The organism is Streptomyces sp. NPDC059718, assembly GCF_042733315.1.
Lineage (GTDB): Bacteria > Actinomycetota > Actinomycetes > Streptomycetales > Streptomycetaceae > Actinacidiphila.
Genome location: NZ_JBHWGA010000051.1, coordinates 41,311 through 58,943, shown reverse-complemented (window position 1 = coordinate 58,943; position 17,633 = coordinate 41,311). Strand labels below are relative to the sequence as shown.

Sequence of the window (17,633 nt, the reverse complement as noted above, 5' to 3'; positions counted from 1 at the left end):
CGCCCGGTCTCCCACGGCCAGGCGGACGGCGCCCCGCGCGGAAGGGCCGACGGCCGCACCGGCACGGAAGGGGAGCCGGTGCGGCCGCGTGTGGGGGGCGGTCAGCGGGACGAGGGGAAGCTCAGGTCGTCAGCCGGCCGTCGGCTCGGCCGGGTCCGGCCAGCGGCTCGTGATGACCTTGCCGCGCGTGTAGAAGTGCACGGCTTCGCTGCCGTACATGCGGTGGTCGCCGAAGGCCGAGTCCTTCCAGCCACCGAAGGAGTGGTAGCCCACCGGCACCGGCATCGGGACGTTCACGCCGACCATGCCGGTCTCGACCTCCAACTGGAACCGGCGGGCCGCGCCGCCGTCTCGGGTGAAGACCGAGCTGGCGTTGCCGAACGGGGAGCCGTTGATGATGCGCATGGCCTCCTCGTAGGTCTCCGCGCGGAGCACGCACAGGACGGGGCCGAAGATCTCGTTCCGGTAGACGTCCGAGTCGGTGCTGACGTTGTCGAGGAGCGAGATGCCCATCCAGTGCCCGTTCTCGCGGCCCTCGACGGTGAAGTCCCTGCCGTCGAGCACCACATCGGCGCCCTGGGCGGCCGCGCCCGCGACGTACTCCGCGACCTCGTCACGGTGTGCCTTGGTGACGAGAGGGCCCATCTCGGAGGTCGGGTCGTCGCCCGGGCCGATCGTGACCTTCGTGGCCCGCTCGGCGATCCGCGACACCAGCGCGTCGCCCGCCGAGCCGACCGCGACCACCACGGAGACCGCCATGCAGCGCTGGCCCGCGGAGCCGTAGGCGGCGTTCACGGCGGCGTCGGCGGCCGCGTCGAGGTCGGCGTCGGGCAGGACCAGCATGTGGTTCTTCGCGCCGCCGAGGGCCTGGACGCGCTTGCCGCTCGCGGACGCCCTGCGGTAGACGTGGCGGGCGACCGGCGTGGAGCCCACGAAGGACACTGCTGCCACGTCCGGGTGGTCGAGCAGCGCGTTCACCGCGACCTCGTCGCCGTGCACGATGTTGAGCACCCCGTCGGGCACGCCCGCCTCGGCCGCGAGCTCCGCGAGGAGCATGGACGCGGAAGGGGCCTTGCTGCTGGGCTTGTGGACGAAGGTGTTCCCGCAGGCGATCGCCATGGGGAACATCCACATGCCGATCATCGCCGGGAAGTTGAACGGCGAGATGCCCACGACCACGCCGAGCGGCTGCCGGATCGACGTCACGTCGACATCGCTCGATACCTCGGTGGACGTGTCGCCCTTGAGCGCCGTGCCCAGCCCGCAGGCCAGTTCGACGATCTCCAGGCCCCGCGCCACCTCGCCCAGCGCGTCCGCGTGGACCTTGCCCTGCTCGGCGGTGATCAGCGCGGCCAGGTCGTCGCGGCGCGCGTCCAGCAACTCGCGGTAGCGGAAGAGGATCGCGATCCGCTGCGCGAGCGGGGACGTGCGCCAGGTGGCGTAGGCCTCCTTCGCCGCCGCGACCGCGGCGTCGACCTCGTCGGCGCCGGCCATCGCGACCTGGGTGGTGACCGCTCCGGTCGCGGGGTCGGTCACGGGTCCCCAGGTGCCGGAGGCGCCTGCGGCGTCTCCGTAGGGCCTGCCACCGATCCAGTGGGTGACGGTCTTCATCGGCGGAACTCCTCCAAAGGTGACGGCGGCGGGCAGTGAGGTTCCTGTCGTCCACCTCACGGACCCTGACTGCAGCCGGAGGTCCGCGGTCCTGTCCACGGACACGCCCCCCAGCCCGGGAGCGCGCGACTGCTGATATCGAAGTTACGGTTCCGATCGGCACGAAAAGGCGCTGGGGAGCCCGGCGGCCCGAAGTGCCTGCCGCGTGTCCCGAACTGTCGTGGGCTGGATCACCCGCATGCCGGGAGCCACCGTTCGCGCCCGGCGCGATGAGTTCCGGCCGCGGCGGGAGTCTGTTCCGGTGACCGTCGCAGGACGCCGTACGACGGCCGTACGGCGCTGCCCGGCACCAGACACCACGGAGGACACCATGACGACCACACCGGACGACCCGACCACCGCACTGCCCGGCCGCCCGCCGGTCGTGGACCTGGCCACCTGGCAGGCCGCCCGTGACGAGCTCCTGGTCCGCGAGAAGGCCCACACCCGCGAGGGCGACGCCCTTGCCGCGGCGCGCCGCCGGCTGCCGATGGTGGAGTTCGACGGGACGGTCGAGGTCGTCGGACCCGACGGCCCGGTCCCGTTCCTGGACCTGTTCCAGGGCCGCGACGAGCTCGTGGTCTACAAGCACATGTGGCACGACGGCGCGCCGCACCAGGGGCAGTGCGAGGGCTGCACCACCACGGCCTGGCACCTGAAGGACGCCGTCTACCTCAACGCCCGCGGCGTCTCGTTCGCCGTCGTGACCACGGGCCGGTGGGACGAGGTGGCCTCGTACGTCGCGTTCATGGGCTACACCCAGCCCTGGTACTCGGTGCGCGACGTGGACGGGCCGGCCGGCGGCGGCATGGGGTACCTCACCTGCTTCCTGCGCGACGGCGACCGGGTGTTCCTCACCTACTCCACGACGGGGCGCGGCAACGAAGCGGTCAACGGGTCCATGGCCCTGCTCGACATGACGCCCTACGGTCGCGGCGAGGCGTGGGAGGACAAGCCCGAGGGCTGGCCCAAGGGCGGCGACGCCTGCTGGTCCTGGCGCTCGGACGCGGACGGGCACGCCACCTGGGGCCCGACCAGCCGACCGGTGCCGCAGTGGACCCGCCCGGGCGCGACCCCTGTGGAGACCCTCGGCCGGCACGGCCACCACCACTGACGCGCCGTCGTCGGCGGCGTGGCCGGAGGGCCACGGAACGTCAGCTTGATGAGGCGACTGGATGATCGTTATCATCCACGAGCGGGTTGGGGGTTGGAGGTAGGGTGGACAACGTTGTCAGCCCTGGGTGGCGGCACCAGCCCCGGATCTGTGGCGGTTCCCCGAGCCCGGCGGCCTGTCCGAGCGGCATACCGCGGGGGTGCCCTGCTCGACAGGAGCACCTGCCGGGCCATCAGAGCGATGTGGAAGTCATGCGGTGAAGAGCCTCAAAGCGCTGGTCGGCAGTCGGGTGCGGGACACGTCGTGCGACGACCGGGTGCGCCTGCGTCTCGCCCCTGCGGACGGAGGTGAGACGTCAGGCGGCACCAGGGAACTGGTCCTGGAGACGGGGTTCCGTCTGCGGGGCGACGACGGCCAGTACCACGACATGCACCCCGGAACGGGTGCGGCCCTCGCCCCGGTGCTCGACCTGTTCGGCCAGTCCGTCACGGACGTCGAGGTGGTCGCCGACGGCTCGTTCCTCATCGCCTTCGACGCCGGTTCGCTCCTGTGGATCGTCGCGGACGCTCAGTTCGACGTGCGGCACGTGTCCGGCGCGTGAAGCGGATCCTTCGGTGCGCCGGCCCCGGCCCCGGCCCCGGCTCGGGGTCGTTGGGTTAAGGGGCCGGCGGTGCGGCGTGGAAGGGGCGGAGTTCGAGCCATTCGTGGATGGGCCTGCCGCCGGCGCCGGGGGCGGCGGAGAGTTCTCCGGCGAGTTCGACGGCGCGGTCGTAGGTGTCGGCGTCGATGACCATCCAGCCGGCGATGAGGTCCTTGGTCTCGGCGAAGGGGCCGTCGGTGACGGGCGGGCGGCCTTCGCCGTCGTAGCGGACCCAGGTGCCTTCGGGGGCGAGGGCCTGGCCGTCGACGAACTCGCCGGTCTTCTCCAGGCGGGCGGCGAAGTCCTGCATGTACTGGACGTGGTCGGAGATCTCCTGGGGCGTCCACTGGTCCATGCACACGTCGTTCACGGCGGCCGGTGCGCCGCGGTAGTGCTTGAGGAGCAGGTACTTGGCCATCGTGGTTCTCCCTGGTGCCGGTGCGACCCATTGTGGCCGCCTCCACCCCGGGGACGGAGCCGGCCGCGGGTTCTCGACATCACCGCCCAAGATTCTTCCGGGGCTCGTCGACAGCGGAACAGGCCGCCGACTGCCGCGTTGCCCGCGGCGGCTGAGCCATCACGGCTAAATGCGCAAATTGAAGCCGGGTCGCCATGGGCGGTGCGCGTGCCGACCGGTCAGCGCGGGGCGACCGGCTGACCCAGGTCGATCCATTCGCCGTTGCCCGCGGTACGCAGCCGCCCGGCGAGCCCGGCGTCGTCGAAGGCCCGCTCGATGTCGGCGCGGGTCTCACTGAAGTGCGCCCATCCGTCGCAGTGGGCGGCGACGACCACCGGGGACCCCAGTACGGAGGCGGCGGCACCGGCCCGCTGCGCGGTCAGCGTCAGGGGCCGGCCGCGCATCTTCGACGGGACGCGCGCCGCGCCCACGAACAGGACGGCCACATCGACGGGCGGCATGCGGCGGGCGATCTCGGCCACCACCGCGAGCGAGGCGTTGTCGCCGCTGACGTAGACGGTCGGCAGCTCGTCACCCGTCAGGACGAAGCCGGTGACCTCGCAGTTCACATGGCCCTGCTCGTCGCGTTCACCGTCGTCGGGACCGTGCTGGGCGGGGACGGCGTGCACGGTGACGGTGCCGCCGACCGGGCGGGGGAGCTCCACGCGGTCCCAGGCCGACAGCCCCTGGGCCGGGGCGCCCAGACGCCGCGCGGCGGCGGGCCCGGTCAGCACCAGCGGCGAACCCAGGGCGAAGGCACGGCCGCGGGTGTCCAGGTTGTCGGGGTGGAGGTCGTGGCTGACGAGGACCGCGTCCACCGGCCCCAGGGCGTCCTCGCCCACGGCGGGCCCCGCCGTCTTGGTGAGGTACCCGTGGTCGCCCGGGTCGTCGAAGGTGGGGTCCGACACCAGGCGCAGCCCGCCGATGTCGATCACCGTGGTGGGCCCCCCGAGGACGCTCACCGCGCCGGGGCGGCGGGCGGGGCTGACCCGATCGTTCATGAGGGCACCTCTCCTGTCGTACCTGTCACCGGGGCCCGTCGCCGGGCCCTGTGTGATCACATCACACCACCGGGGGGCGGCCCAGGGCGGTCATCCGCGCGACGGTGCGCCACCGCATGGGCCTCCGGGCGCCGCACGGCGTGCGGACACCCTCCATGAAGCCGCCCCACCAGGCCCGAAGCCCCTCCGGGGACGGCCGCTTGAGCACCGTGAGCACCGCCCACACCCCCAGGTACGCCGGCACCAAGGCGGTCGGGAGGCGCCGTCTGGCCAGCCACACCCGGTTCCGGGCAACCATCCGGTAGAACACCGCATGCCGTGTCGGCGACGTCCATGGGTGCTGCAGCACCAGCTCCGGCGCGTACCGGATCCGCCAGTCCGCATCCAGCGCCCGCCACGCCAGATCCGTCTCCTCGTGGGCGTAGAAGAACGCGTCCGGCCAGCCGCCGACCTCCTCCAGCATCCGCATCGACAACGCGTGCCCTCCGCCGAGGAACGTCGTCACCAGACCACCGCGCATCGGGTCCGACGCCCGGAGCCGCGGCACGTGCCGCCGCTGGGTGCGGCCGAGTTCGTCCGCGATCCGGAACGACACGATGCCCAGCCGCGCGTCCCGGCGGTACAGCTCCGCCAAACGGCGGAAGACGTCGGGCGCGATCAGCAGCCCGTCGTCGTCCAGGTCGACCACCACGTCGACATCCGCGAACTGCCGCAACCGTTGCAGGGCCACGTTGCGACCACCCGCCACCCCCAGGTTCTCCGGGAGGACCACCCCGGTCACCCCGTCCGGCAGCGCCGGCAGCGGGGACCCGTTGCCCACCACGACGACCCGCGCCGGCGGCAGATCCTGCGCGGTGACCGAGGCCAGCAACGCATCGAGTTCGGCGGGCCGGTTGCCCATGGTGAGGACGGCAACCCCGATGCGCAGGTGGCCCACGGGTGAACTCCATTCGTCCGGGAGTGGTCCTCGCGATGCTAACCGCCCCGCGCTCGGCACACCCCTCGTGCGGTGCCGGCCACCACCGGCGCCACAGGGCGTCGCCGAAAATCCCGGCGCCCGGCGTTGGGCGCGGCGTACGCTCCAGCGCACCCCTGCCCACCGGCTACGACGGCTCGCTGGTGCGGGCTGTCGCGCGCCCCTGGAGAGGGCATGCGCGGCCTCGCCGTGGAACCGCGCGCGTTCCTGGAGGCCGAGCCTCCGGCGTGAGCCGCACGAGTTGATGGCGGGTCAAGCTACTTGAACGTATTTGTGCCTTGCTGTTCTAATTATTTGACCGAGCAAGCACTGCGGGTGGGGACCCCCTTGCTCGGGACATGGGGATGCGGCCTCGCGGTGATGAGCCACCGCGAGGCCGTGACGGCTACTTGCCCGGCGTTCCGGGGTTGCGCAGTGCCGAGAACGCGGCGCGGAGTTCCCTGGTGAAGATGTCCGGGACCTCCCAGGCCGCGAAGTGGCCGCCCCGCGGAGCCTTGTTGTAGTAGATGAGGTCGTGGTAGGCGTCTTCCGCCCAGCTGAGCGGTGCCTGGTAGATCTCTCCGGGGAACACGGTGATGGCGGCGGGGATCGAGATCGACACGGCGTTGAAGTTGTTGGCGTTGTTCTCCCAGTAGAGGCGGGAGGAGGAGACCGCGGTGTTGGTGAGCCAGTAGAGGCTGATGTCGTTGAGGATCTCGTCCTTGGTGAGCACCCGCTGCGGGTCGCCGTCGCTGTCGGTCCAGGCGGCGATCTTGTCGTACATCCAGGCGGCCAGCCCGGCGGGGGAGTCCGTCAGGCCGTACCCCTCGGTCTGCGGGCGGGTGACCATCATCGCGGAGTAGCCCGAGCCGGTCTTGTAGAAGGCGTTGAGCTTGTCGTAGGCGGCCTTCTCGTCGGCGGACAGGCCGGACGGGGCCGGGTCGCCGCAGGCGAGCTTCTTCGCGATGTCCGGCGGCACGGTGGCCGGCATGTTGACGTGGATGCCGATCAGCCCGGGAGGCTTCTGCGCCGCCATCTTGTCCGACACCACCGCGCCCCAGTCACCGCCCTGGGAGACGTAGCGCGTGTACCCCAGCCGCTGCATCAGCACGGCCCAGGCGCGGGCGATGCGACCGGGGTTCCAGCCGGTGGTCGTGGGCCGCTCGGAGAAGCCGTACCCGGGCATCGAGGGGATGACGACGTGGAACGCGTCCTGCGCGCGGCCGCCGTGGGCGGTGGGGTTGGTCAGGGGGTCGATGACCTTGAGGAACTCCAGGACCGAGCCCGGCCAGCCGTGGGTCAGGATCATCGGGAGCGCGTCCTGGTGACGGGACCGGACGTGGATGAAGTGGATGTCGAGCCCGTCGATCCTGGTCTTGAACTGCGGCAGGGAATTGAGCTTCGCCTCGATCTTCCGCCAGTCGTAGTCGCTTCCCCAGTAGCGCGTGAGGTCGCGCATCGTCGCCAGCTGGACGCCCTGCGACTGGTCGGGGACGGTCTCGCGGTCGGGCCACCGGGTCCCGTTGACGCGTCGGCGGAGCTCGGCTAGATCCGCCTCCGGGATGTCGACGTGGAAGGGCCGGATGCCCGTGCCCTCCGGCGCCCGCTCCCGCACCGCGTCCGGCGTCCGCGAGGCCATGCCGACGGCCCCCGTGGTCGCCGCGGTCATCGCACCGGCGGAGGTGAGCAGGAGCTTTCGCCGTGAAAGCAGGCGGGCAATGTCGGGCATGGCGGATCTCCGGTCGTCCGTTTCCCTTGAGGGAAGCGTCGTGGGCGTAGACGTACCTCGTCGGAGACGGCGGGAAATGCCGCACGGAATGCGCGTTGACCACAGGGTGCGGGGCGGCGGAGCCGAGCCGATATCCGATATGAGGGTATTGCAATGAAACGAGACGCTATGTGGCGCCCTATGGCTCCGCAACTCAGGATCAGGCCCGGCCCGGGGCGGCGCCGACGTACGTCGGCAGGTCCGCGTCGCGATCGCGTGTCATCGTTGTTCCGGCGTGCGCCGGAACCTTCCCCCGAGCGCACCGGAACAGGCAGGGGACGACAGTGGCGACGTTGAACGACTTCGCGGAGCTGGCCCGCGCCGAGCAGGGCCTCGGTGTGGTGTCGACGCTGCGCGCCGACCAGAGCATCCAGTCCTCCGTGGTCAACATCGGGGTCATGAGGCATCCGGTGTCCGGCCTGGACGTGGTGGCGTTCGTGACCTACGGCAAGGTCAAGCTCGGCAACCTCAGGGGGCGTCCCCGGCTCGCCGCGTGCGTGCGCTCCGGATGGCACTGGCTGACGGTGGAAGGCGACGCCGAGATCATCGGTCCCGACGACCCGCATCCGGCGGTCGACGAGGACGGCAGGCGCCTGCTGCTGCGGGAGATCTTCACCGCTGCGGGCGGCACCCATGACGACTGGGACGCGTACGACGAGGTCATGGCGGCCGAACGCCGGGCGGCCGTGCTGGTGCGGCCCGAACGGATCTACGGCGTCTGAACGCGTGCCGCCAGGAGCGCGGTGACACCTCGAGCCGGCTGAGGAGGACCTGATGGGACAACTCGAGGGGAAGACGGCCGTGGTGACCGGCGGTTCGACGGGGATCGGTCTCGCCGGTGCCCGTCGTTTCGCCGAGGAGGGGGCCCACGTCTACGTCATGGGCCGGCGGCAGATGGAGCTAGACGCCGCCGTGGCGCTCATCGGGCCCGCGGCGACCGGCGTCCGTGGCGACGTCGCCGTCCCCGCCGACCTGGACCGGCTCTGCGAGCGCATCGCCGCGGACGGCCGCCGGGTCGACGTGCTGCACGCGAACGCCGGGGTGGGGGAGCGGGCTCCGCTCGCGGAGGTCACGGAGGAGCACCTCGACCTCCTCCTCGGTGTGAACGTGAAGGGCACGGTCTTCACCGTGCAGAAGGTCCTGCCGCTGCTGAACGACGGTGCGTCCGTCATCCTCACGGCCTCGATCTGGACGGTCGAGGGACCCGAGGGCTTCGGCGTCTACTCGGCCACGAAGGCGGCGATCCGGTCCTTCGCGCGCACCTGGGCCAACGAGCTCAAGGACCGGGCCGTCCGCGTCAACGCCATCAGCCCGGGCACGATCGACACGCCCCAGCTCGATCAGGCGCTCGGGGCGGGCACGGAGGAGGGGCGACGCATGAAGGAGCTCCTGGTCTCCCGGATCCCGCTCGGCCGCATCGGCGTCCCGGACGACGTCGCCGACGTGGTCCTCTTCCTCGCGTCCGACCAGAGCCGCTTCGTCACGGGCACGGAACTGTTCGTCGACGGCGGCACCGTCCAGGTCTGACCAGGGCCGGGGAGCGCAGGCCCTGCCTACGAGCGGTCGGCGTCGGGGCAGGCGCCGGCCGACTGCGTCATCGTCCATCCGTCCCCGCGCGCCTCGACGCCCTTGTACGCCGGGGAGCCCGGCACGGAGACGGAAGGGGACGTGGGGGCGCCGCCACCGCCCGAGACCGAGGGCAGCGTGGCGGAGGCACCACCCACGTGGGACACGGTGCACGCCAGCTGCAGCATGGCCGGGTGGCTGAGGGGAGTGATGCCCTCGGGGAGCCGGACGGAGACGAGGCCGGTCTTGCCGACCGTCACCTCCGGTGCGACCGCGAGGTGCGGCAGCTGCGTGGTGACCTTGTCGGCCTCGCTCCCGGCCGGTCCGGCGAACAGCGAGCGCACGGCGGCCCCCACGTCGGAGGGGTCGGCGAGCTTCCGGCCGACGGGCGCCGGTTCGCCGTTGAGCAGGAAATACAAGGAGACGAGGGCCGGCGCCGCGGGCTCGGGGGCTGCGGAGAAGATGCCGCTCGCCGGTGCGCCGGCCTCGATGACGTCGGACGGGGGGACTCCGCAGCCCGCCAGCGTGAGCCCGGCGGCGAGCCCGGTCGTCAGCGCCGCGACGCGCGCGCCCTTCACCGGGCACCTTCGATCACGTCGTCGGTGTCGTCGCCGTCGGCCGCCGACTCGCGGTGCAGGGGGAGTTCGACGGTGAACGCCGTACCGCCCCAGGGCAGGTTGGCCGCGGTGATCCGCCCTCCGTGCAGGTGCACGTTCTCCGCCGTGATGGCGAGGCCCAGACCGCTGCTCTCGCTCCTGGTCCGTGTGCTGTTCGCCTTGTAGAAGCGTTCGAAGATGTGCGGCATGGCTTCCTCGGCGATGCCCTTCCCGTTGTCGGTCACCTCGATGACGGCCCACGCCACGTCCGCCCCCTCCTCGCGCACGCTCATGGTCAGCCGCACCGGCGGCGCCCCGTGCCGCAGCGCGTTGCCGACCAGGTTGGCCAGCACCACGTCGAGCCGGCGCGGATCCACGCGGGTCCGGAGCACGCCGGGCGGTGGCAGGTGGGTCTCCACCTGGCCCTGCCAGCCCCGGGCGGAGAGGGAGTGGTGCGCGAAGTCGGCCAGATCGATCTCGTCGACGTTGAGTTCGGCCGCGCCCGCGTCGAAGCGGGAGATCTCCATCAGGTCGTTCACCAGCCCGCTCAGCCGGCTGGTCCCCTCGCTGATCAGCCGCAGTGCCTCGCCGGTCTCCAGGTCCAGCCGCAGGGCGTTCTCGTCCAGCACGTCGGTGACCGCCGTCATCGCCGCCAGCGGCGTCCGCAGTTCATGGGAGACGTCCGCGACGAAGCGGCGCGCCTGCGCCTCCAGGCGACGCAACTCCGTGACCGAACGCTCCAGTTCGGCCGCCGTGTGGTTGAAGGACTGTGAGAGGTCGGCCAGTTCGTCGGAACCGTTGACGGCCAGTCGGACGTCGAGGTGGCCTTCGGCCATCCGGCGCGTCGCCCCGCGCAACGCCCGTACGGGACGGAGGACCCCTCGCGCTGCCAGCAGCGCCAGGACGACGGCGAGGCCCAGCGCGACCAGGGTGGCGTGCTCGATGGCGCTCACCATCGCCTTGACGTAGGCCTGCTCGGTCTCCTGCGGCACCGTCAGGTACATCACGAGCCCCGACAGCTCGGGCTCCTTGTCCTCGCCGTTGGTGGAGGTGACCGGCAGCCCGACGACGAGCCAGGGAGTCCCGTCGACGGTCACCCGCTGGAACACCGCGGCGCGTTTGGTCGCCACGCTCCGGCGCAGTTCCGGGCTGAGCATGTCGAACTGGGCGCCCACCGCCCAGGCGCGGAGGTCGCCGTACGTGGCCATGACCCGCCAGCCCTGGGACTGGTTGGCGCGGAGCACCTGGTTCACCGCCGTCTGCAGGTCCGACTGGTCCGGATGCGCGGGGGTGTATTGGGCCACGGCGTCGACGCTGGCCCGGAACTGCTGGATGACGGCGTCCTGGCTCTGCTGCAGCACGCCGGTGCGGGCCTCCCGGAAGGTGACGGCTCCGGTGCTCAGCGCTCCGGCCATGGTCACCAGGACGAAGGCCACGACGAGCCGGGAACGCAGGCCCCGCAGCGGGAGCGGGAGCTTCGCCAGCGCCGCGCGGTGGAAGCGCGTCCACCCGGGGCCCTGACCGGTCGCCGCGGCCTCGCGCTGCCGCACGGCCTTGCGCGGCCGTGCGGATCCCCGGCGGCTCACGCGGTACCGAAGCGGTAACCGAAGCCGCGTACGGTCTGGATGTACCGGGGAGCGCCGCCGAGCTCGCCGAGCTTGCCGCGCAGTCGTTTCACGCAGGCGTCCACGAGCCGTATGTCGCCGTAGTAGCTGTGCTCCCAGACCGCTTCCAGCAGTTGCTGGCGGCTGAAGACCTGTCCGGGCGAGGCCGACAGGGTCAGCAGCAGCCGGAGTTCGGAGGGGGCGAGCGCGACGGGTTCACCTCGGTGCGTCACCACGAGTCCGGCCCGGTCGATGGCCAGCTCGCCGTGGGACTCCGCCCTGGGGCGGACGGCGTCGGAGACCGACGCGTCCTGCCGGCGCAGCACGGCCCGTATGCGCGCGTCGAGCACCCGGGCCTGCACGGGCTTGACGACGTAGTCGTCCGCGCCGGCCTCGAGCCCCACGACCACGTCGATGTCGTCGCCCTTGGCGGTGACCATGATGATCGGCACCTGGTCGCGGTCGCGTATTCGGCGGCACACGTCGAGACCGGACATCCCCGGCAGCATGAGGTCGAGCACGACGACGTCCGGGTGGAAGGGGCGGAGCTGTTCCAATCCCTCTTCACCCGTTCCGGCGGCGAAGACCTCGTGTCCCTGGTGGCGCAGCCCCAGCTGGACGGCCTTCCGGACATCCGGGTCGTCTTCGACAATAAGGACTCGTGGCACGCCGACAGTGTAAGCAGATCGCGATCGGTGACCGGGCCGGGGAAGGGGCCCTCCCGGGAGCTGTTACAGAAGGGTCATACGTGGGGTGCGAGGCCGGCCGGTGGGTCACCGGAAGGTCGCTCGTTATCGTTTCGTGATGGTGCGGGCTCATGGCGATCATCTGAAATGACCAGTTTGAGCTGCCATGCATTCATCGCACCGTGCCGGACGCCACCGGTCCTCCCGTCGCAGGCGCCGTCCGCGCCGCCGGGGCCGGGGCTATCTGGTCGCCACGCTGGTGGTCGCAGGGCTGCTCGGCTCCGTCGCGTTCTTCCTGGACGACGGGCGAAGTGACGCGTCGAGCGGCGCCCCGCGCCCGCGGAGCGTGGTGCACGTCACCCCCACGCCCACTCCGACGCCCACCCCCACTCCGACCCCCACCCCGACGCCGACGCCGACCCCCACCGAGATCGACGTCCCCGCGACGGGCAGCGGCACCTTCGTCACCGCGCAGGCCGGCGGCGAGAAGGTCGGTCGCGGTCCCCGTCCGCTCCGCTACGTGGTGAAGGTCGAGACCGGCCTCGACATCTCGCCGGACCAGGCGGCCAACGAGATCGCCGACATCCTCGCCGCCCCCCGGGGCTGGACCCACAACCCCGCCTACGCGTTCCAGCTCGTGAGCGCGGGACAACCCCACGACCTCACGGTGCGGATCGCGACTCCGGGCACGGCGGACGCCTTGTGCTGGACGGGCATCAAGCAGGACACCCAGGGCGAGTACAACTGCGAGGTCCCCGGCGGGGTCGTGGTGAACCTCAAGCGCTGGGTCGAGGGCTCGCCGACGTTCAACGGCCCCATCCACGACTACCGGGCGCTGATCATCAACCACGAGATGGGGCACTTCCTGAACTACACGCACACCACCTGCGCGGGCCCCGGACAACTGGCCCCGGTGATGATGCAGCAGATCAAGGGCCTGCACGGATGCGTCGCCAACGCCTGGCCCTACGACAGGAACGGTCACTTCGTCACCGGCCCGCACGTGCAGTGAACCGGCGTTACAGCTCGGTCATGATCCGGGCCAGGGGCCATCACCTGCGGACGCCAGCCTTGGACGCACGAACCCGGTGACGCCCCGCCTCAGGGGCGGCAACCTCCCTTCTCCCTCGATCGGATGGATGAGCATGTCTGGATCCCGCACTGTCCGGAGACTGGCCGCGGCGGTGAGCCTCCTGCCGCTGCTGGCGGCCTGCGGCGCGCAGGCGGCATCGCACCCGGCGGACGGCGGCAAGGACCCGGCCGGAGCACGGGGACAGCTCGACGTCCCCGCGGACGCCGGCGCGGAGCTCAAGGAGCAGTACCGCCTGCAGAACGCCATCGCGGCCTGCATGAAGAAGAAGGGCTTCCCCTACACTCCCGTCGCCCCCGAGGACCCCGCGGCCTCCTGGGCCACCGACGGGGCGGACTACGGGCTGACGAAGAAGTACCGGCAGAAGTACGGCTTCGGCGTCTACGCGGGCGTCGTCTACCCCGACGACCCCCAGGCGCCGGGCAGCGAGGCCGCCCGGGACGACGCGAACCTCTCGCCCAACGCGGACTACGTCGCCACCCTCACGTCCGCGCAGAAGGCCGCCTGGGACAAGGCCATGGGAGGCCCCCCGGACCCGAAGACCGGTGAGAAGCAGTGGACCGGATGCGACGGGGAGGCCAACAGGCAGGTCTACGGCAACGCCTCGGCCCAGGAGCGGAGCGTCACGACCGCGCAGCGGAACCAGGCGAACGCGCAGGCGCTCAACGGCGATTCCCGGCTGGTCACCCTGGCGCAGTCCTACGCCTCGTGCCTGAAGGACCACGGCATTCCCGTCACGACGACGCAGCCGACCGGCATCGGCGAGATGGTGAAGTTGCAGGCGATGACCTCCGCCGCCCCCGGCGCCATGGCCGGTGTCGCCGAGGCCAACGCCGACGGCACCTCCACGAAGCCCATGAGCAAGGACGAGGCCATGCCCCTGCTCACCAAGGACATCGACCTGGCGATGCAGGACCTGGAATGCGGCAAGGCCTTCCGGGCCGCCTACTTCCCGAAGTTCTTCAAGGCCCCGACCAGCGGCGGCGGTGCCGGGTGAGGCAGCGCCGCAAGGTGAGCAGACGGCCCAGGCAACTGGGCGTCATCGTCGCCGGGGTGGGGCTGGTGGGCGCGGGCGGCTGGTTCGCCGGATCGCAGATGCAGTCGCCGGCCGACGCGGCCGCCGCCCACCGCCCGCCGAAGGCAGGACCCGTGACCGTCGCGGTGGAACGGCGGTCGCTGACCGCCAGCGTGGTGGCCCAGGGCTCGGTGGAGTTCGCCTCACCGCAGAGCCTGGCGCTGGCCGGGCCGGTCGGGGCCCCGGACTCCGGCGCCGGGGACTCCGGGGCAGGCGATGCCGCCGTCCAGCGCGTCACCAAGGCACCGGTCGCCGGATCGGAGGTGGCGGAGGGCGACGTGCTCATGCAGGTGAGCGGCCGGCCGGTGCTGGTGCTCAGGGGATCCGTCCCGATGTACCGCACGCTCGGTCCCGGCGCCACCGGCGACGACGTCGAGCAGCTCGAACGGGCCCTGGCCCGCCTCGGGTTCGACCCGGGCGGAACCACCGGGACGTACGGGCAGTCCGACGCCGCGGCGGTGAGCCGCTGGTACAAGAGCAAGGGCTTCCGCGCCGAGGAGCCCGGATTCGCGGACAAGCAGCAGCTGGGGACGCTGGAAGCGGCCGTGACCACGGCGCAGCAGGCACTTCTGGACGCACAGGACCCCGGCAGCGGCTCCGGCGCCGGTGGCGAATCCGGAAAGCTGCGGCTCAAGGCGGCACAACAGCAGCTGGACGCGGCCAACGCCGCGCTCTCCGCCTTCCAGGCCGGCTACGGCACCAAGATCCCCGCGGGCGAGGTGGTCTTCCTGCCGGACCTGCCGGCCCGGCTGGACAAGGTGTCCTTGAAGACCGGCGACACCCCGTCCGGAACGATCGGCACCGTGACCAGCTCCAAGGTCGTGGTGCAGGCCGTCGTGCCGGGCAGCGACGCCAAGCTGCTCCACAAGGGGATGACGGCCCAGGTGGAGACCCCGGACGGCACGAAGGTGCGGGGGCGGCTGGTGGCGCTCGGTGACGAGGTCCCGAAGGACGACGGCGACGGCAAGGACGCGCCGGGGACGTCGGAGGGCGGCAGCGGCGACGCGGCGGCTCCGGTACCGGTGCAGATCTCCGTCCCGTCGGGGAAGCTGGCCAAGAACGCCAACGGGTCCGCGATGGTGACCATCGAGGTGGGCTCCTCGGACGGCGACGTGCTGACGGTGCCCATCGCCGCGCTCCACACATCGGCCGGCGGACAGGCCAGGGTGCAGGTCGTACGGGGCGGCAAGGTCGTGGACGTCCCCGTGAAGGCGGGCCTGTCCGCGGACGGCCAGGTGGAGGTCACCCCGTCCGGTGACGACCTCGCGGCGGGCGATCCGGTGGTGGTCGGACGATGACCGGCCCGGCGCTTTCGGTGGTGCCCGACGCGGACACCGTCATCCAACTGGTCTCCGTCGACCGGACCTTCGACTCCGAACCGCCGGTGCACGCCCTGCGGGACGTGAACCTGGCCGTCCGGCGCGGCGAGCACCTGTCGATCGTCGGCCCGTCCGGTTCCGGCAAGTCGACGCTGCTCAACACCCTGGGGCTGCTGGACCGCCCCACCTCGGGCACGTACTGGCTCGACGGCGTGGAGACCAACACGCTCGGCGACCTCCAGCGCACCTCGCTGCGCGGCAGCCGGATCGGCTTCGTCTTCCAGTCCTTCCACCTGCTGCCCTACCGGACGGTGGACGAGAACGTCATGCTCGCCGAGGCCTACCGCCGGCCGCGCCCCGGGCGCGGCCGGGCCGGCCGCCGCGCCAGGGCCGAGGAGGCGCTGGGACGGGTGGGCCTGGCACACCGCACCGGCTTCCGGCCGGACCGGCTCTCCGGTGGCGAGAGGCAGCGCGTGGCGATCGCCCGGGCGCTGATGAGCGAGCCCGCGCTGCTGCTTTGCGACGAACCCACCGGCAACCTCGACAGTGAGAACACCGCGTCGGTGCTGGACCTCTTCGACCAGCTCAGCGAGCAGGGCATGACCCTGGTCGTGATCACCCACGAGGAGACGGTCAGCGCGCGGGCCGACCGCCGGGTGCGGATCAGCGACGGACGCCTCACCGAGGAGGACCGATGAGGACCCGGGTACGCGTCCCGGCCCCGGCCGCTCCGCCGATCGCCGGGCCGCCCACCGGCGGACGGAACACCGCCCGCCGGGGACGATCCCGGCGCCGCGGCAGGGCCAGGGGCGTCGAGCACCCCTGGATGGACTTCCGGGACCTGTGGACCGAGGCGCTGGCAGGGGTGCTGGCCCGTCCCACGCGCTCCGCCCTGACCACACTGGGCACCGTCCTCGGCATCACCACCCTGGTCATCACCATCGGGGTCTCGTCCACGGCGGGCAACCAGATCGTCGGCCGGTTCGACGCACTCACCGCCACCTCGGTCACGGTGGTGGTGCCCGCGCCACCGCCGTCGGCCGACCCCGTCCCGCTCGTGGACTGGTCGGGCGTCGACGCCGTCCGGCGGCTGGCCGGGGTCGACTCGGCGGCTGCCATCGCCGAATCCCAGGCGACCGCGAGCGTCCAGGTACGGGCGAACGACGTGGTGGCACCCGGGGAGGTCACCGGCCAGACCATGGCGGTCGTCGCGGCGTCCCCGACGCTGCCCGCAGCGGTGCGCGGCACGATGACCGCCGGACGCTTCTTCGACGACGGGGACGTCGCCCGGCACGGCCGGGTGGCCGTGATCGGCGACCAGGCCGCACGGCTGCTCGGCATCGCCTCGGTCAAGGACTCGCCGGCCGTCTTCCTCAAGGGCCAGGCCTACACCGTCATCGGGATCCTCGGCGGAGCCGAACGGGAACAGCAGCTCTCTGCCGCCGTGATCCTGCCGCCCACGACCGCACAGGACCAGCTCGGCCTCGGAGTGGTCACCCGGGTACTGATCAACACCGCGCTCGGCGCGGCGAACCAGGTGGCCCACCAGGCACCCATCGCGCTGGCCCCCGGAGCGCAGGACGCCCTCGCCGTCACGGCACCGCCCGACCCGGCCAAGGCACGCAAGGGTGTACAGGGCGACGTCAACGGCCTGTTCCTGGTCCTCGGACTGGTCTCGCTGGTGGTCGGGGCCATCGGCATCGCCAACGTGACACTGGTGACGGTCATCGAGCGGATCGGGGAGATCGGCCTGCGCCGCGCCCTCGGTGCCTCGCGACGCCAGGTCGCCGGCCAGTTCCTGCTGGAGTCGACCACCATCGGACTCCTCGGCGGCGTCGTCGGCGCCGCCCTGGGCATGGTCGTCGTGGTGGCCGTCTCCGCCGTCCGGGACTGGACCCCGGTCCTCGACGTCCGGCTCGCCTTCGGCGCCCCGGTCGCCGGAGCCCTCGTCGGACTCCTGGCCGGCCTCTACCCCTCCCTGCGGGCCTCCCGCATGGAACCCGTCGACGCCCTGCGGTCCTGAGACGGGTGGTCGTGGTGGGGCGGCCGTGGCGTGAGCGCGCGCTGATACACGGTTGATGCGTGACCGAGCACCAGCGGACACCCGGCGGG

General features: G+C 72.0%; 16 protein-coding genes and 1 pseudogene. 9 read left to right on the top strand and 8 right to left on the bottom strand.

Annotated elements, in window-relative coordinates:
• Positions 1–101: 101 nt before the first annotated feature.
• Positions 102–1,611: pseudogene (locus ACFV3E_RS38200) on the bottom strand (CoA-acylating methylmalonate-semialdehyde dehydrogenase).
• A gap of 370 nt (positions 1,612–1,981) precedes the next feature.
• On the opposite strand from ACFV3E_RS38200, the gene ACFV3E_RS38195 reads away from it, so the two are divergent.
• Both ACFV3E_RS38195 and ACFV3E_RS38190 read left to right on the top strand, forming a co-directional pair.
• The gene (locus ACFV3E_RS38195) at positions 1,982–2,764 is read left to right on the top strand and encodes a DUF899 domain-containing protein (RefSeq protein ID WP_500539828.1); all 783 of its coding nucleotides are present in this window, start codon (positions 1,982–1,984) and stop codon (positions 2,762–2,764) included.
• A 256-nt stretch (positions 2,765–3,020) separates the two neighbouring features.
• Entirely contained in the window at positions 3,021–3,365 is a 345-nt protein-coding gene (locus ACFV3E_RS38190) for a DUF6188 family protein (protein ID WP_500539826.1), read from the top strand.
• Positions 3,366–3,420: 55 nt separating this feature from the next.
• Here ACFV3E_RS38190 and ACFV3E_RS38185 read toward each other — a convergent pair whose 3' ends face one another.
• The 4 genes from ACFV3E_RS38185 to ACFV3E_RS38170 form a co-directional block, all read right to left on the bottom strand.
• A complete protein-coding gene (locus ACFV3E_RS38185) occupies positions 3,421–3,822 on the bottom strand; it encodes a YciI family protein (RefSeq protein ID WP_500539824.1) in 402 nt (133 codons plus the stop codon).
• Positions 3,823–4,040: 218 nt separating this feature from the next.
• A complete protein-coding gene (locus tag ACFV3E_RS38180; RefSeq protein ID WP_500539822.1) occupies positions 4,041–4,862 on the bottom strand; it encodes an MBL fold metallo-hydrolase in 822 nt (273 codons plus the stop codon).
• A gap of 61 nt (positions 4,863–4,923) precedes the next feature.
• Positions 4,924–5,799: a glycosyltransferase family 2 protein gene (locus ACFV3E_RS38175; protein WP_500539821.1), complete on the bottom strand. Its 876-nt coding sequence runs from the start codon at positions 5,797–5,799 to the stop codon at positions 4,924–4,926.
• Between the two features lie 424 nt (positions 5,800–6,223).
• Complete coding sequence (locus ACFV3E_RS38170) at positions 6,224–7,546, bottom strand: epoxide hydrolase family protein (RefSeq protein WP_500539819.1); 1,323 nt, start codon at positions 7,544–7,546, stop codon at positions 6,224–6,226.
• 332 nt (positions 7,547–7,878) lie between these two features.
• Here ACFV3E_RS38170 and ACFV3E_RS38165 point away from each other — a divergent pair, with 332 nt between their 5' ends.
• Together ACFV3E_RS38165 and ACFV3E_RS38160 are read left to right on the top strand one after the other, a co-directional pair.
• Complete coding sequence (locus ACFV3E_RS38165; protein ID WP_500539817.1) at positions 7,879–8,307, top strand: TIGR03618 family F420-dependent PPOX class oxidoreductase; 429 nt, start codon at positions 7,879–7,881, stop codon at positions 8,305–8,307.
• A 52-nt stretch (positions 8,308–8,359) separates the two neighbouring features.
• On the top strand, positions 8,360–9,112 hold the full coding sequence (locus ACFV3E_RS38160) for an SDR family NAD(P)-dependent oxidoreductase (protein ID WP_500539815.1): 753 nt from the start codon (positions 8,360–8,362) through the stop codon (positions 9,110–9,112).
• A gap of 26 nt (positions 9,113–9,138) precedes the next feature.
• Here the strand turns inward: ACFV3E_RS38160 and ACFV3E_RS38155 are convergent, their stop codons facing one another.
• Genes ACFV3E_RS38155 through ACFV3E_RS38145 form a run of 3 tightly spaced genes read right to left on the bottom strand, consistent with a single transcriptional unit; the run spans position 9,139 to position 12,019 of the window.
• Complete coding sequence (locus tag ACFV3E_RS38155; protein ID WP_500539813.1) at positions 9,139–9,729, bottom strand: hypothetical protein; 591 nt, start codon at positions 9,727–9,729, stop codon at positions 9,139–9,141.
• On the bottom strand, positions 9,726–11,333 hold the full coding sequence (locus ACFV3E_RS38150; RefSeq protein WP_500539811.1) for a sensor histidine kinase: 1,608 nt from the start codon (positions 11,331–11,333) through the stop codon (positions 9,726–9,728). The genes ACFV3E_RS38155 and ACFV3E_RS38150 overlap by 4 nt, the downstream gene beginning before the upstream one ends.
• The gene (locus tag ACFV3E_RS38145) at positions 11,330–12,019 is read right to left on the bottom strand and encodes an MtrA family response regulator transcription factor (RefSeq protein ID WP_499509854.1); all 690 of its coding nucleotides are present in this window, start codon (positions 12,017–12,019) and stop codon (positions 11,330–11,332) included. Before ACFV3E_RS38145 ends, ACFV3E_RS38150 begins: the two co-directional genes overlap by 4 nt.
• 184 nt (positions 12,020–12,203) lie before the next feature.
• On the opposite strand from ACFV3E_RS38145, the gene ACFV3E_RS38140 reads away from it, so the two are divergent.
• The 5 genes from ACFV3E_RS38140 to ACFV3E_RS38120 all read left to right on the top strand — a co-directional run bounded on the left by ACFV3E_RS38140 (position 12,204) and on the right by ACFV3E_RS38120 (position 17,544).
• Positions 12,204–13,049: a DUF3152 domain-containing protein gene (locus tag ACFV3E_RS38140; protein WP_500539810.1), complete on the top strand. Its 846-nt coding sequence runs from the start codon at positions 12,204–12,206 to the stop codon at positions 13,047–13,049.
• 127 nt (positions 13,050–13,176) lie between these two features.
• Entirely contained in the window at positions 13,177–14,124 is a 948-nt protein-coding gene (locus ACFV3E_RS38135) for a hypothetical protein (RefSeq protein WP_500539808.1), read from the top strand.
• A 14-nt stretch (positions 14,125–14,138) separates the two neighbouring features.
• Positions 14,139–15,500, top strand: coding sequence for a peptidoglycan-binding protein (locus tag ACFV3E_RS38130; protein ID WP_500539806.1), 1,362 nt, complete (start codon positions 14,139–14,141; stop codon positions 15,498–15,500).
• Positions 15,497–16,219 carry an ABC transporter ATP-binding protein gene (locus tag ACFV3E_RS38125; RefSeq protein WP_500539804.1) on the top strand — a complete coding sequence of 241 codons (723 nt, stop codon included), beginning with the start codon at positions 15,497–15,499 and terminating at the stop codon, positions 16,217–16,219. The genes ACFV3E_RS38130 and ACFV3E_RS38125 overlap by 4 nt, the downstream gene beginning before the upstream one ends.
• Positions 16,216–17,544 carry an ABC transporter permease gene (locus ACFV3E_RS38120; protein WP_500539802.1) on the top strand — a complete coding sequence of 443 codons (1,329 nt, stop codon included), beginning with the start codon at positions 16,216–16,218 and terminating at the stop codon, positions 17,542–17,544. The genes ACFV3E_RS38125 and ACFV3E_RS38120 overlap by 4 nt, the downstream gene beginning before the upstream one ends.
• The last annotated feature ends 89 nt before the right edge of the window (positions 17,545–17,633 follow it).

Bases quoted from the DNA above. Each gene is read 5' to 3' on its own strand.
- ACFV3E_RS38195 (WP_500539828.1), top strand. From the start codon at position 1,982: ATGACGACCACACCGGACGACCCGACCACCGCACTGCCCGGCCGCCCG.
- ACFV3E_RS38185 (WP_500539824.1), bottom strand. From the start codon at position 3,822: ATGGCCAAGTACCTGCTCCTCAAGCACTACCGCGGCGCACCGGCCGCC.
- ACFV3E_RS38180 (WP_500539822.1), bottom strand. From the start codon at position 4,862: ATGAACGATCGGGTCAGCCCCGCCCGCCGCCCCGGCGCGGTGAGCGTC.
- ACFV3E_RS38170 (WP_500539819.1), bottom strand. From the start codon at position 7,546: ATGCCCGACATTGCCCGCCTGCTTTCACGGCGAAAGCTCCTGCTCACC.
- ACFV3E_RS38160 (WP_500539815.1), top strand. From the start codon at position 8,360: ATGGGACAACTCGAGGGGAAGACGGCCGTGGTGACCGGCGGTTCGACG.
- ACFV3E_RS38140 (WP_500539810.1), top strand. From the start codon at position 12,204: ATGCATTCATCGCACCGTGCCGGACGCCACCGGTCCTCCCGTCGCAGG.
- ACFV3E_RS38135 (WP_500539808.1), top strand. From the start codon at position 13,177: ATGAGCATGTCTGGATCCCGCACTGTCCGGAGACTGGCCGCGGCGGTG.
- ACFV3E_RS38125 (WP_500539804.1), top strand. From the start codon at position 15,497: ATGACCGGCCCGGCGCTTTCGGTGGTGCCCGACGCGGACACCGTCATC.
- ACFV3E_RS38120 (WP_500539802.1), top strand. From the start codon at position 16,216: ATGAGGACCCGGGTACGCGTCCCGGCCCCGGCCGCTCCGCCGATCGCC.